This window comes from Allobosea sp. P2_B12, assembly GCF_056404835.1.
Genome location: NZ_JBFUDG010000011.1, coordinates 97,867 through 110,520, shown reverse-complemented (window position 1 = coordinate 110,520; position 12,654 = coordinate 97,867). Strand labels below are relative to the sequence as shown.

At 65.4% G+C, this 12,654-nt stretch carries 13 protein-coding genes; 7 read left to right on the top strand and 6 right to left on the bottom strand.

Features of this window, described 5'->3' with window-relative positions; all coding sequences use genetic code 11:
* Positions 1 to 113: 113 nt before the first annotated feature.
* From AC1DYU_RS21780 to AC1DYU_RS21770, 3 genes are all read right to left on the bottom strand, one after another.
* Complete coding sequence (locus tag AC1DYU_RS21780) at positions 114 to 1,052, bottom strand: DMT family transporter (protein ID WP_476793444.1); 939 nt, start codon at positions 1,050 to 1,052, stop codon at positions 114 to 116.
* Complete coding sequence (locus AC1DYU_RS21775; protein ID WP_476793443.1) at positions 1,049 to 1,789, bottom strand: alanyl-tRNA editing protein; 741 nt, start codon at positions 1,787 to 1,789, stop codon at positions 1,049 to 1,051. Before AC1DYU_RS21775 ends, AC1DYU_RS21780 begins: the two co-directional genes overlap by 4 nt.
* A 100-nt stretch (positions 1,790 to 1,889) precedes the next feature.
* Positions 1,890 to 2,720 carry an AraC family transcriptional regulator gene (locus AC1DYU_RS21770; RefSeq protein WP_158485262.1) on the bottom strand — a complete coding sequence of 277 codons (831 nt, stop codon included), beginning with the start codon at positions 2,718 to 2,720 and terminating at the stop codon, positions 1,890 to 1,892.
* A 236-nt stretch (positions 2,721 to 2,956) separates the two neighbouring features.
* Between AC1DYU_RS21770 and AC1DYU_RS21765 the strand changes: the two genes are divergently transcribed.
* Positions 2,957 to 3,247 carry a hypothetical protein gene (locus tag AC1DYU_RS21765; protein WP_476793442.1) on the top strand — a complete coding sequence of 97 codons (291 nt, stop codon included), beginning with the start codon at positions 2,957 to 2,959 and terminating at the stop codon, positions 3,245 to 3,247.
* Positions 3,248 to 3,305: 58 nt separating this feature from the next.
* Here the strand turns inward: AC1DYU_RS21765 and AC1DYU_RS21760 are convergent, their stop codons facing one another.
* Positions 3,306 to 6,032, bottom strand: a complete 2,727-nt coding sequence (locus AC1DYU_RS21760; RefSeq protein WP_476793441.1) for a response regulator — start codon at positions 6,030 to 6,032, stop codon at positions 3,306 to 3,308.
* A 166-nt stretch (positions 6,033 to 6,198) separates the two neighbouring features.
* On the opposite strand from AC1DYU_RS21760, the gene AC1DYU_RS21755 reads away from it, so the two are divergent.
* The 3 genes from AC1DYU_RS21755 to AC1DYU_RS21745 all read left to right on the top strand — a co-directional run bounded on the left by AC1DYU_RS21755 (position 6,199) and on the right by AC1DYU_RS21745 (position 7,802).
* Positions 6,199 to 6,402, top strand: a complete 204-nt coding sequence (locus tag AC1DYU_RS21755) for a hypothetical protein (RefSeq protein ID WP_158485260.1) — start codon at positions 6,199 to 6,201, stop codon at positions 6,400 to 6,402.
* A 53-nt stretch (positions 6,403 to 6,455) separates the two neighbouring features.
* Positions 6,456 to 6,893, top strand: coding sequence for a response regulator (locus tag AC1DYU_RS21750; protein WP_158485259.1), 438 nt, complete (start codon positions 6,456 to 6,458; stop codon positions 6,891 to 6,893).
* A gap of 516 nt (positions 6,894 to 7,409) precedes the next feature.
* The gene (locus tag AC1DYU_RS21745; RefSeq protein WP_476793440.1) at positions 7,410 to 7,802 is read left to right on the top strand and encodes a PPC domain-containing DNA-binding protein; all 393 of its coding nucleotides are present in this window, start codon (positions 7,410 to 7,412) and stop codon (positions 7,800 to 7,802) included.
* 47 nt (positions 7,803 to 7,849) lie between these two features.
* On the opposite strand, the gene AC1DYU_RS21740 is transcribed toward AC1DYU_RS21745, so the two are convergent.
* Both AC1DYU_RS21740 and AC1DYU_RS21735 read right to left on the bottom strand, forming a co-directional pair.
* Entirely contained in the window at positions 7,850 to 8,629 is a 780-nt protein-coding gene (locus AC1DYU_RS21740; RefSeq protein WP_476793484.1) for an extensin-like domain-containing protein, read from the bottom strand.
* A gap of 5 nt (positions 8,630 to 8,634) precedes the next feature.
* Positions 8,635 to 9,633, bottom strand: a complete 999-nt coding sequence (locus AC1DYU_RS21735; protein ID WP_158485256.1) for a L,D-transpeptidase family protein — start codon at positions 9,631 to 9,633, stop codon at positions 8,635 to 8,637.
* On the opposite strand from AC1DYU_RS21735, the gene AC1DYU_RS21730 reads away from it, so the two are divergent.
* The 3 genes from AC1DYU_RS21730 to AC1DYU_RS21720 all read left to right on the top strand — a co-directional run bounded on the left by AC1DYU_RS21730 (position 9,611) and on the right by AC1DYU_RS21720 (position 12,632).
* On the top strand, positions 9,611 to 10,042 hold the full coding sequence (locus AC1DYU_RS21730) for a hypothetical protein (RefSeq protein WP_476793439.1): 432 nt from the start codon (positions 9,611 to 9,613) through the stop codon (positions 10,040 to 10,042). The two genes, AC1DYU_RS21735 and AC1DYU_RS21730, sit on opposite strands and share 23 nt — an antisense overlap.
* 30 nt (positions 10,043 to 10,072) lie before the next feature.
* Positions 10,073 to 10,480, top strand: coding sequence for a hypothetical protein (locus AC1DYU_RS21725; RefSeq protein ID WP_476793438.1), 408 nt, complete (start codon positions 10,073 to 10,075; stop codon positions 10,478 to 10,480).
* Between the two features lie 70 nt (positions 10,481 to 10,550).
* On the top strand, positions 10,551 to 12,632 hold the full coding sequence (locus tag AC1DYU_RS21720; RefSeq protein WP_476793437.1) for an ATP-dependent helicase: 2,082 nt from the start codon (positions 10,551 to 10,553) through the stop codon (positions 12,630 to 12,632).
* Positions 12,633 to 12,654: the final 22 nt, after the last annotated feature.

Genomic DNA, 12,654 nt, shown 5'->3' with positions numbered 1-12,654 from the left:
AGGCGATGCTGTCGCTTGGCTTCACGTTCTGATCCCATATCTCTGTGCGAGGTTGGGACAACGAGTCCGCCGTCGAACGCAGCTATCTGGCCGATCTCGCGCCGAGGCCTCGCTCAGGACCCAGCCATAGATCGGGCGGTTCGGCGAAAGGTCGCGAGCGCGAAGCCCGCCAGGATCAGCGCGATGCCGATGAGGTGGAACGACCGGACCGGCTCGCCGAGCACCAGGAAGGCGAGCGCAGCCGTGAACAGCGCGACGAGGTGGAACGAGGCGCCCGTCACGGTCGCGCCGAGCGTGGCGACGCAGCGGTTCCAAAGCACGAAGGCCGCGAGCGAGGCGAAGATGCCGATATAGAGCACGGCCGCGAGCGAGCCAGCGTCGCGCGGGATCACCGCACCATGGCCGATCTCCACGGCCCAGAAGGGTATCAGCACGAAAAGGCCGGCCACCATCGTCGCGGCGAGAAAGACGAGCGGGTCGATTTCGATGGGTTTGCGCCGAAGCAGCACCGAGTAGAGCGCGTAGTTGGCGACCGCGACGAGGACGAGAAGCTCGCCGCCGCCGAGCGAAAGCTGCCGCAGGCTGCCGACCTCGCCGCGCGACACGATCCAGGCGACGCCGACGAAGGACAGGATAATGCCGCAGAGCGTGCGCAGTGCGACCCGCTCGATACCGAGCGCGAAGGCTGCCAGCGGCACCATCAACGGCAGGGTCGAGTTCAGGAAGGCGACGCTCGCAGCCGGCACGGTCTGCAAGGCGAGATAGCCGAGTGCATTGTAGCCGGCGATGCCGAAGGCACCGCAGCCGAGGACGAGCCTGGCATGCCGACGCAGCAGGTGCCGCTGCTCGTAGGCGCGGCGCGCCACGAAGGGTGCGAGCACGGCCAGCGCCACCAGCCAGCGCCCGACGGCGAGCGAGACCGGCGGAAAGCTCGGAGCGAGCGCACGGCCGAGCACGAGGTTGCCAGCCCAGAACAGCGGCGGCAGCCAGAGCAGCAGCACGGGTCGCGCCCACAGCGCCAGGAGAAGCGGCTTCAGGAGAAGCGGCCTCATGCCATGCCTTCGCTTGGGCTGCCTTCGAGGCCGAGGCGCAGGCGCCGGTTGTGGCGGCCCTTGTTATCGATCTTGAGGATCCGCAGCGGACGCGAGGCGCCGGTCGAGGCGAGATGCGTCCCGCCGCAGGCCTGGCGATCGAGACCGACGATCTCGACGATCCGGACCAGTCCGTCTGGGGCGGGTGGCGGCGCGACCGATCGCGACCGGATCAGTCCAGGCTCGGCGCTGGCCTGCGCTTGCGACACGAGGCTGGCGCGAACCGCGAGATCCCGCCGAATGACGTCGTTGATCTCAGGCTCGAGCGCTCTCAGGCGATCATTGTCGGCCTCGGGCAGATCGAAATCGATCCGCGCGGTGCCATCCTCATTCATCTGGACGCCGGTGACGAGCGCGCCATCGCAGGATTGGTAGACCAGCGCGTTGACGATGTGCAGACCGGTATGAAGCTCGCGCATCAACTGCCGGAAGACCGGATCGATCGCAGCCTCGACCGGCCCGGCGGGGAGTTCGATCGCGTCGGCCAACAGATGCCAGACGTCGCCGTCCTGCAGATCGAAGCCGATGATCGCGCTCTCGCCGCCCGCCCAACGCAGCAGGCCGCGATCGGGCAACTGCCCTCCGCCTCCGGGGTAGAACGGGCTTTCGCGCAGGAGCAGCCGGCCCGGCGCCGAGGCGGTGACGATGGTCGAAAGCGTCAGCGTGTCGGGGTTGTCGAGACAGTAATACCGGCCCATGCCAAAAATTATCCTGACGCCTGCGGGCGCTGACGGCCCCGTGTTCAGGAGAGAGTGGCAGAGTTGCGCCGGCCGTTATTGGCTGGAATTGCGCAGCGCGTCAGCTCCGCGCGGCGCGCTGCCACTGCAGGGGCGTGATGCCGAAGCAGCGCTTGAAGTGCCGGTTCAGCGCGCTCTGGTCGCAGAACCCGGCGGCCAGGGCCGCCTCGACGATGGGTCTGCCCGCCCTCAACTCGCCCAGCGCCGCCCTCAACCGGACCTGCGTGAGATAGGCGTGAGGTGTCAGCCCTGTCGCCCGCCTGAATAGCCCGATGAGCTGGAACGGTGTCAGGCCAACAGCCGCGCCCATGCCGTCGAGGGTCAATGCCTCCGCATGGCGCTCGGTCATCAGTGCCTGCACCCGGCCTGCAAGGTCCCGGTCGCAGGGTGCGACCGGGATGCGTGTTCCGCCACTGCCATGACGAGCGAACAGCACGCCGAAACTGCTCACCAGAAGCTCGCTGTCCTCGAATGGGTCGCCTCCTGCGTCGAGAGCCCGATGCAGCGACAGGAAGGAGCCGACGAGGGCCTCGTCCCTGAAGACGTTGGCGGTGAAATAGGGCGTCGCCGCGATGCCCAGCATATGACTCACCGCATCGATGGCGGTCTGGCTGAGATAGAGGCCGCGATAGCGCCAGCGCTGGCTCCAGCCCATGCTCCCGGAATGCGGCTCTGCGGGGTTGAACACCAAAAGCCGGGACGTGCTGGCCTCCTCCGTCGAACCACGGCTCTTGAACTGCGAGCCGCCATCTTCGGTCACGGCAACGACGAGGGCATCGTGGCTGTGGGGCGCATAGTCATGGCTGGTGAAATCGGCGGCGAGACAGCTCAGGCCCCGGACATGGGGGTCCTCCCAGTAGCGTGAGCTGTTTCGGGTATCGATCCGGGCCACGCTGCGATCTCCCTCACGGCTTCATCATAGCAGACGGCCGCATCGGCCGCGATCGCTGCTTCCGCTGGCTGAGGATGTGGTTGGTGTGCTCCCGGAGGCGGTTCCGATCCGGCTCCAGGGCCACCTTCGGAAGCCGGTGGAAATTACAAAATGTTAAGATCGGCAGCGTTTGCTGATAGCCCCGCCAGCCATGAAGTGACGCCTTGCCTATTACTCGCAAACCCAGCGATGGCCGCATGATGCGCCCGGCCTACCTGCTGGCGGTTCTTGCAGGCGCCGCCCTTGTATGGGTTGCGGTAACGGTGGTGTTCCGGGCGGACTATCCCGCCGATCTGATGTCCTGTGCCGAGCAGCAGTTGGATCTGCTGCCGGCTGAACGCGTTGCGGCATGCCTGTGCCTGGTGGAAGAAAGCCAGGCGCTGAGATGGCGCCTCTGGCGACTGGTCGCGTCGCAGGCTGCCGAGAAGCTGGCCGAGCGTGCCGCTCGCAACACATGTCTTGCCACTGATCTTCGATCCCGATCGTGATCCCGACAAATTTCTCCCCGCTACCGGTGACCTGCGGCAATGGGGATTTGTGATCCGTTCAGAGGCGCAGGCCGTCCAGAACCTCCTGCAGCTTCGAAAACTGATAGGGCTTGTTGAGAATCGCTGTTCGGGGCCCGCCCTCAAAGCCGTCGACCCGATTCTGGCCAGTAGCGAAGACGATGGCGACCTGCGGCTTGTGCGTGCGAACGCGAGCGGCCAGTTCGCCGCCGCTGATGTCGGGCAAGCCGACATCGGTGAACAGCACGTCGATGTCCCGCGCCGTTGCGATCTTGAGCGCGTCCAGGCCGTTTTCCGCTTCGATCACGGTATGACCAAGCCCTTGAATCATGTCGGCGGTATCGAGACGGATGAGCGGATCGTCCTCGCAAACCAGGACGATCAGGGCATTCCTCGGCTGCGGGGCATTCTCCGGCTCGATCTCAGGTTGCGGGGGCGGGGCGTCATGCTTCGGCATCTTTCCGTCCCGGGCCAGGACCTGCCGGATCTTTCGCGCCAGCATATCACGCGAATAGGGCTTTGAGAGCAGATTGACGCCCTCGTCGAGCCGTCCGCCATGGACGATCGAATTCTCGGTATAGCCGGAGGTGAACAGCACACTGAGCTGAGGGAGGAGCTCCTTGGCCTTCCGTGCCAGCTCCGCGCTTTTCAGCGGACCCGGCATGACCACATCGGTAAACAGCAGGTCGACCGTCACGCCGCTTTCGAAGACGACGAGTGCGCTTTGGGCGTCCGGAGCCTTCAGGACGCGATATCCCAATTCCTCCAGACTTGCGATGACGGTGTCGCGCACGGCATCGTCGTCTTCAACGACGAAAACTGTTTCCGCTCCACCAACGACGGGGCCTGTGTCCTCCACATGGGGCCCGTCTTCGGCATGGTTCGACCGCGGCAGGTAGAGTTTGACGGTCGTGCCCTGGCCGGGCTCGCTATAGACCTTGATATGGCCGCCGGACTGCTTGACGAAGCCGAAGACCATCGACAGGCCCAGACCGGTTCCCTTGCCCTGGGGCTTCGTCGAAAAGAACGGCTCGAAGGCCTTTGCCAGGATCTCCGGCTCCATGCCGGTGCCTGTATCGGTGACCGACACCTGCACATATTGCCCGGCCGCCACTTCGGCGTGCCGGTCGGCATAGGCGTCATCGAGAAAGGCGTTGCCGGCCTCGATCGTGAGATGGCCGTGGCCCTCCATCGCGTCGCGCGCGTTGATCGCGAGATTCAGGATGGCGTTCTCGAGGTTGGTCGGATCGACCAGGGTGTTCCACAGGCCCCCTCCCACGATGGTCTCGATCTGTACGCCTTCGCCGATCGTTCGGCGTAGCAGATCGTCCATGCCGCGGATCAGGCGGCCCACGCTGACGACTTTCGGCTCCAGCGGCTGCCTGCGCCCGAAAGACAGCAGTTGCGACGACAGATGTGCGCCTCTCGCGACGCCGGCCATGGCCTTTTCGACACGAGCCTGCGCCTTCTCGTTGCCACGGACCTCGCGTGACAGGAGTTGCAGATTCCCGCCGATGACCTGAAGCAGGTTATTGAAGTCGTGGGCGACGCCGCCCGTCAGATTGCCGATGGCCTCCATTTTTTGAGACTGGACCAGCATGGCCTCCAACCCGGTCCGGTGCTCGATTTCGGCGGTCAGCTTTGCATTGGATTCCTCGAGTTCCCGCGTCCGCGAGGCGACGCGCGTCTCCAACGCTTCGCTGTCCATCCTGAGATGGTGGGATACCGACGAGAGCGCGTCCCGCAAGGCAGCGAATTCGCGTAAGCCGGTCTTGAACACGACGGGCTGATCGGATTTGCCGAGATTCGCGCTGGCAGCCGTCAAGATGGCTAGGGGCCTCTCGATCATCCGCCACAGCCACAGGGCCGCAGCCGAGGCAAGGATCACAATCAGGGCTCCAAAGCCGGCGAGCGTCAGCAGCGCGGCTTGCAGGGGGCGTTCGATGAGCGCCTGCCGAATGTTTGCTGCGATCAGCCAGCGCGATACGTCTGATCGGACATAGCCGACCAGCACCTCCTCGCCGGTGGCGCTCATGCCGGCGAAGGTTCCGCTTTCGCCGATCGCCTTTCCCAGGAAGGCGGGGTTGCCCGGCTTGCCTCTGAAGGTTTCATCGTCATCTGAACGGATGACATAGGTCCCGGCCCGATCGCCGACGCCGACAATCCAGTCGGATGGAACTGCGTCCCTCAGAACATCATGCAGGACCGTCGTCGCAACGCTGACGTGGAGAAGATATTTGACTTCGCCATCGATCGTGACGGGGACAATCACCGCCACGAGAGGGCGGTTTACGATGCCGCCGACGAACACGTCGGAGACGAACGGCCTGCCGGCAGAGACAGCCTCCGGATCTGCTGCGATGCGTGATGGCGGCAGCGGTTCGCCATGGCGCACTGTTGTGCTGAGCAGTTGCTCGCCGCTGAGCGTGCGAAGCCCGATGTCGCCGCCGATGAAGGATTTGACGAGGAGGGCCTGGCGATAGAACGCAGGCAGGTCGTCGGAGCGAAGATTGTCGGACGTCGCCAGCGTCTGCAGCGCAGTCCTCCAGCCGAGCAACTGGCGGTCCAGGATCGAAGTGGCGTTCCTGGCGACCTCAAGCGCGTCCTGTTCGTAGCGGGCGCGCTCTGCAGCGGAAAACCGCTTGATCACCACCAGCGCAAAGAGGACCGCCGGGACGAGTATGATCGCAACGAGCGCAAGAGCGATGAGCCGAGACGGTATTCCAGCTGTCGAACGCCAAACGATCTTTGATTTAGCCGTGGTCATCCGCGTGGCTCGTCTGCATGACTCATGCATCAAGGCAGTAGCACGCTTTCCGTCCATCTCCATCTCGCGGCGAGTTGCCGGCCGTGTTTCACAAGGGCGATGAGGACCGCTGCGGGCATGGAGCACATTTGCGTCCAGGCGGTGATGCTGTCGTCAGGGGTATGCCATGCGCTCGGCCGCGATGACGATTGGAACGGCAATTTCCGGCGCCGCCGCGGAAGTCGAAAGCCGGTCGTACCGTGACGAAGCGGAGCGAAACGACAGCGGCCTGGCAAATACCGAGTGGCAATGGCCGTGCTTTGCACACTACTGGCTGATCGTTCTAGGCGATGACGGCACGACATCTGACAACGAGCGCGATAGTATGTGATTCGCGTCGGGGGGAATATTGATCTTAATCCGCGTCGAAGACGGAGCGGGACGATGCTCAAAATCCTGATTGCCGAAGATAACGAAATGCTGGGAGACCTCTTCGAGGACTACTTGAACGAGGTTGGGTTCAATGTCGTTGGCGTCGCACGAACTGTTGGGGATGCTGTCGATCTGGCGATCTCGCATCAACCTGATGTCGCTGTGGTTGATTATCGGATGGGCAGTGATTTGGGGACAGAGATCATCCGCCAGCTGCCCCGCACGTCGAGGCCGGCAATTCTTTATCTGTCCGGGGAGCCTCTGGCCCGGGTTCTGACGAAAGCCGATGGCGAGGGCTTTATTCAGAAGCCGGTCAGTCTCGATGCTCTTGCCAAAGCGCTGTCCGTGGCATGGGAACTCCGCTCCAACAGCTTCATAACGTCTCAACCGGTCCCGGCCGGTTTTTTCACGCTGAGTATGGAGCCGGCCTTAAATCAGCGCTCGGCGTAGGTCGTAAGAAGTACCAACTCCGGCGTCGGCGGGCTGGCTTTGCCGTAACGACACCCTTCCCGCGCGGGGGGCGCGACAAGGGTGAAAACACCGCGATCGCCCATGGCATCTTGCCTTATCACCCTTCCTGGGAACCGACTTTCACGCGCCCCCATCTCCAGGCGGCAATCGCATTGCCTTGAGGAACCATAGCCCGCCCTCCGGCTTGAGTGGGGATGAAGAGACGTCCCTCGCTCGAGTTCTGGATTTGGGTTGTCATCGCCGGCATCCTCATATGCCTCGCAACGCAATGCCTGGTCGGGCCGCCCCTCGATGCGGAGCCATCGCGGTCGCGCGCCAGCGAATACACCGGGGCTAAGCGATGATCGCGTGCCAATGCCGAGGCGACGGGATGGGCGGCTGGACGAGTGAGGGGACGGCCTGCCGGGGCTCCCGGCGGGCAGGGCACTTACGCGGAAGGATCGAGCCACGCACAACACCCTTCTCGCAGAGAATGAAGGCAAGCGGGTTTTCGCGGTGGTTCTCGACGCCGGCGACAAGGCCTTCGCCTGCATCAGCCGCTTCGCCAATGATCATGCCATCTCGGCGGCCTCGGTCACCGCGATCGGCGCCTTCCAAACCGCGACGGCCGGCTTCTTCGATGTCGAGACGAAATCCTACGAGGAAATTTCCGTCGACGAACAATCGGAGGTTTTGAGCCTGATCGGCGACATCGCGGAGGGCGACGACGGCCGCGCCAGCCTTCATCTCCATGCGGTGCTCGGTCTTCGGGATGGAAGCACCAAAGGCGGGCATCTGCTCAAGGCCACGGTACGGCCGACGCTGGAGGTGATCGTCACGGAAATGCCCGGCCATCTGCGGCGGCGCAAGGTCGAGGCCCTCGGCATCGCCCTGCTCAAGCCGCGCTGAAGCGATGGATCATCGGCTCCCTCGCCGCTGCTTGCCTCGGATGGGGCTTACTCGACCGCCCACTGGCAGAGCTTGAAGTCGCGCGGGCGCTTGCGCATGTCGAGATGGAGATGATCCTTGTGGGAGCTGTCCGAGCCCGGACCCAGCACCGTGGTGAAGCGGGCACAGGCGCTCTTTTGCAGGGCTTCGCGTAACGTGCGCGTTGTCCCGTCGCGGTCGGTCAGACCGATGGTTCGGCCATCCTGCAGGCGCAACCCGCCGAGATCGAGCGCGTTCCCGCTCGCATGCTCGCTGATAGGGGCTCCCGCGACGCCGTTGCGCGGCCGGCAGGCATGCCCGCCGACCCCGACCAGCTTGGTGAGCTTGCCGTTCGCGCTGGTCATGATCCCCGGCAGATCATCGCGCACCCAGCCCAAGACCTCCAGCGCGAAAGCACAGCGGACCGTGATCGCGCTGTCGAATTCGACCTTGGAGCCATCGGGCATGGCGACGCTGCTGAACGTGACGGGGTCTTCGATGGCGCATGCGCCGCTGCTGCTTTCGGGCGAAGACGGAAGCGCGATGCCGCCGCGTTCCGCGAAGGTCGCGAGACACACCGAAGGCCCCGCCGGCTTCTCGGCTTCGGGGGTCTGGCTGGCGGTTGCTGGGACTGACGTCACATCGGCGGGGCGCCGCGGTGGCAAAGGCGCCATGATGCTCGGACGCACCAACGGCTTCTTGCCGCCCGTAGGCTGGCGCGCCTCGGCGGCGGCTGGCGAGCAAAGCTGGAAGGCGCAAAGCCCAGCCGTGATCACGCAGGCGTATCGCCGCTGCGGGCGATTGCGCACGCCGATCAATCGACGAAACGCACCGGCACGCCAGGTTTGACGAGATCGGCGAGTTCCTCCGCGTCCCAGTTCGTCAGCCGGATGCAGCCATGCGAGTTGGTCTTGCTGACCTTGCCCGGCTCGGGCGTGCCATGGATGCCGAAGGTCGGCTTCGACAGCGCGATCCAGACGGTGCCGACCGGGCCGTTGGGGCCCGGCGGCAGGACGAGCGTCTCGGTGTTCTTGCCCTGCTGGAAGTTCTTCTCGGGATCGTAGGTGTAGTTCGGGTTCCGCGCGACGCGCTCGATCGTGTAATCGCCCGACGGCGACGGCATGTCTTCGCTGCCGATGGTGGCCGGATAGCTCGCCAGCACCTTGTCCTGCGCGCCGAAGACGATGACCATTCCCGTGCTCTTGACCGCGTCGATCCGCAGCGCGGCGCCCTTTTCAGGCGAGCGCCGCCCAGAGGCCACGAGCAGGCGCGCACCGGCTTCCGAGAATGCCTGTTTGGGATTGAGCGCGCCGAGCAGCGTCTCGCTCATATGGAAGCGCTCGCCCAGCATTTCCTCCGGGCTCGTGTAGGACAGTCGCTTCATCTTGGCCTGCTTGGCATAGTCGCGTGGGATGTTGTCGGCGAAGTCGTAGGCCGCGTCCTTCTCGGTCAGGGTATATTCGGCGATCACGTCATTGGCGGTGTCGCCGCCAAGGTTCAGCCAGGCTGCCTCGTCGATCTGGTCGCCCTCGGGAAGCTGCGCCTGTCGCCGGAACTGCGCCACCGCCTTGCGAAAATTCTCGCCGTCGACACCGTCGATCACCCCCGGCGAAATGCTGCGGCGGCTCAGCAGCACCTGCGCCTTGACCACGAACGGATTGGGGCCGGGCGCGGCCTGCTTCTTGCGGTCGATAAAGGTGGCTGCGTTCACCTCGTCGGCCGTGAGCGCGAAGGCGGGCGATGCCAGCGCCGCCAGCGCCGTTGCCAAAAGGACGATGCGGAGGCCGGTCTTGCGCGGGTTCACGGTGTTCATGGTGGTCTCCAGCGACCTGCGGCGGTCGCGGGAGCTATACCGCTGGATCGGGCAGATGTTCCGCAAGGACAGGGCGAGCCCTCAAGGAACGGATACGACGCTGGCTGGTTCGTCATGGCAGGAGGAACGAACCATGACGAACAATTCACATCACCTCACCGATGCACCCGGGGTTCTCAAGACCGCCAGACGCCCCGGACAATCCGGGGAGGAGACCGAGCATCGCGCCGGCCCCAATCCGCGCTCGGCCAATCCGACCGGTCCTCACGCGCCCTACGAGGCCGATGACCCGAACGGGCTTGCTGCCGAGAAGCACATCCGCGAGCTTGCCCCTAGCCAAGAGCCAAAAGCCGAGAAGGCGAGAGGGAATGGCATTGAGGTCGTCGATCTGAGCCATCACAAGACTTAGTCGATGCATCTCTCATCGAAATCTGCGGTCATGCGCGACATTCTGGCGGCCTGCGTGCTGGCACCGGCGCTGCTCTTCGCGTCGTCCGCAGACGCCCAGTTTGGGGGTACTCCGGGCAATGGCCCGCTGACGCCCGGCGGCCCGAGGCAGGGGCTTGGTCCGCCCTCGATCACCGACAACGTGCCCGATCTGCGGCTGCGCTCCGATGGCGGCGGCATCCCAGGCGCGGGACCGCCGGTCGATTATGGCGCCGGGCAGCGCGCCTATGGGCGACCTCAGGCGCGGGGCGAACTCGGCCGCGAACGATATGCCACATCCGGCCGGCACTGTCGGACACCCGAGCGGGTCTGCGTGCTCGCCGCTGCCGCGCCTTTTGAATCGGGATGCTCCTGCCGGACGCCGGGCAGGGGCAGGGCCGAGGGCTACGTCGTCCCTTAGAGCGAGGCCGGGCCGCTTGCGGCACGATGGCCGATTGCGAACAAAACCGGAAACTGGTCGAATCCGGCTCATGCTCGCCATCGATTCGCCTGTCCTCGCCACGCCCTATCTCGACGCGCTGAATCCGGCGCAGCGCCGCGCGGTCGTCCATGGCGTCGGCAGCGATCTCGCATCGCCCCTGCTGGTGATCGCGGGTGCAGGCTCGGGCAAGACCAACACGCTGGCGCATCGCGTCGCGCATCTCATCGTCAGGGGCGCCGATCCGCGCCGGATTCTGCTGATGACCTTTTCGCGACGCGCGGCCGCCGAGATGACAAGGCGCGTCGAGCGCATTGCCCGCAAGGTCATGGGCGAGGGCGCCAGCGTGATGACCGACGCGCTGAGCTGGGCCGGCACCTTCCACGGTCTCGGCGCAAGGCTGCTTCGCGACCATGCCGACCAGATCGGCCTCGATCCCGCCTTCACAATCCATGACCGCGAGGACGCGGCCGATCTGATGAATCTGGTGCGGCACGAGCTCGGCTTCTCGAAGACCGAGACGCGCTTTCCCGCGAAAGGCACCTGCCTGGCGATCTACTCGCGCTGCGTCAACGCCGAGACGCCGATCGAGACCGTGCTGACCAGGTCCTTTCCCTGGTGCGTCGCCTGGGCGGCGGAACTCCGGGAGTTGTTCGCGGCCTATGTCGAGGCCAAGCAGCGCCAGAACGTGCTCGATTACGACGATCTGCTGCTCTACTGGGCCCAGACCATGTGCGACCCCGATCTCGCCGCCGACATCGGCGCGCGCTTCGATCACGTCATGGTCGACGAGTACCAGGACACCAACCGGCTGCAATCGTCGATCCTGCTGGCGCTGAAGCCCGATGGCCGCGGCCTCACCGTGGTCGGCGACGACGCGCAGTCGATCTACGCCTTCCGTGCCGCGACGATCCGCAACATCCTCGACTTCCCAGCAGCCTTCTCGCCGCCGGCCGAGATCATCACGCTCGACCAGAACTACCGCTCGACGCAGGCCATCCTCGGCGCCGCCAATGGCGTGATCGACCTCACCAGCGAGCGCTTCACCAAGAACCTCTGGACCGACCGCGCCACCGGCGCGCTGCCGCAACTGGTCAACGTCCGCGACGAGGCCGATCAGGCCCGCTTCATCGCCGGGCGCGTGCTGGAAAACCGCGAGGCCGGCTCGAGCCTGAAGCAGCAGGCGGTGCTGTTCCGGGCGTCGCACCACAGCGGCCCGCTGGAGGTCGAATTGACCCGCCGCAACATCCCCTTCGTCAAGTTCGGCGGGCTGAAGTTCCTCGACGCCGCCCATATCAAGGATGTGCTGGCGCTGCTGCGCTTCGTCGAGAACCCGCGCGACAAGGTCGCCGGCTTCCGGCTGATGCAGCTCCTGCCCGGGGTCGGCCCCACGACGGCGCAGCGCGTGCTCGAGCATATCGCGGCAGCCGCCGATCCGATGCAGGCGCTGGCCACCGCGCCCGCGCCGCCACGGGCCGGCGAGGACTGGGTGGCGTTCCTGGAAGCCGTCGAGGAGTTGCGCTCAGGCCGGTCCGGCTGGCCGGCCGAGATCGAGCGGGCGCGGCTCTGGTACGAGCCGCATCTGGAACGCATCCACGAGGACGCCGCGACGCGCCAGGCTGACCTCGTCCAGCTCGAACAGATCGCAGGCGGCTATCCCTCGCGCGAGCGCTTCCTGACCGAATTGACGCTGGACCCGCCCGACGCGACCAGCGACCAGGCCGGCGTGCCGCTGCTCGACGAGGATTACCTGATCCTCTCGACGATCCATTCGGCCAAGGGCCAGGAGTGGAAGTCGGTCTTCGTCATGAACGTCGTCGATGGCTGCATCCCCTCCGATCTCGGCGTCGGCAGCAGCGACGAGATCGAGGAGGAGCGCCGGCTGCTCTATGTCGCGATGACGCGGGCGAAGGACGATCTGCACCTGATGGTGCCGCAGCGCTTCTTCACCCACGGCCAGAGCGCCACCGGCGACCGCCACGTCTACGCCGCGCGCACGCGCTTCATTCCCAATGCGCTGCTTGGCCTGTTCGAGCGCACCGCCTGGCCGATCGCGGCGCCTGAGCCGGCACGGGCCGCAAGCCAGGGCCCAAGGATCGACATCCGCGCCCAGATGCGCGGGATGTGGCGCTGAATCTGTCTCTCGCCGGAACGAT

Coding starts and splice junctions, on each gene's coding strand:
- AC1DYU_RS21780 (WP_476793444.1), bottom strand. CDS start 1,052: ATGAGGCCGCTTCTCCTGAAGCCGCTTCTCCTGGCGCTGTGGGCGCGA.
- AC1DYU_RS21775 (WP_476793443.1), bottom strand. CDS start 1,789: ATGGGCCGGTATTACTGTCTCGACAACCCCGACACGCTGACGCTTTCG.
- AC1DYU_RS21765 (WP_476793442.1), top strand. CDS start 2,957: ATGATGCGCCCGGCCTACCTGCTGGCGGTTCTTGCAGGCGCCGCCCTT.
- AC1DYU_RS21760 (WP_476793441.1), bottom strand. CDS start 6,032: ATGACCACGGCTAAATCAAAGATCGTTTGGCGTTCGACAGCTGGAATA.
- AC1DYU_RS21755 (WP_158485260.1), top strand. CDS start 6,199: ATGCGCTCGGCCGCGATGACGATTGGAACGGCAATTTCCGGCGCCGCC.
- AC1DYU_RS21750 (WP_158485259.1), top strand. CDS start 6,456: ATGCTCAAAATCCTGATTGCCGAAGATAACGAAATGCTGGGAGACCTC.
- AC1DYU_RS21735 (WP_158485256.1), bottom strand. CDS start 9,633: ATGAACACCGTGAACCCGCGCAAGACCGGCCTCCGCATCGTCCTTTTG.
- AC1DYU_RS21725 (WP_476793438.1), top strand. CDS start 10,073: ATGCGCGACATTCTGGCGGCCTGCGTGCTGGCACCGGCGCTGCTCTTC.
- AC1DYU_RS21720 (WP_476793437.1), top strand. CDS start 10,551: ATGCTCGCCATCGATTCGCCTGTCCTCGCCACGCCCTATCTCGACGCG.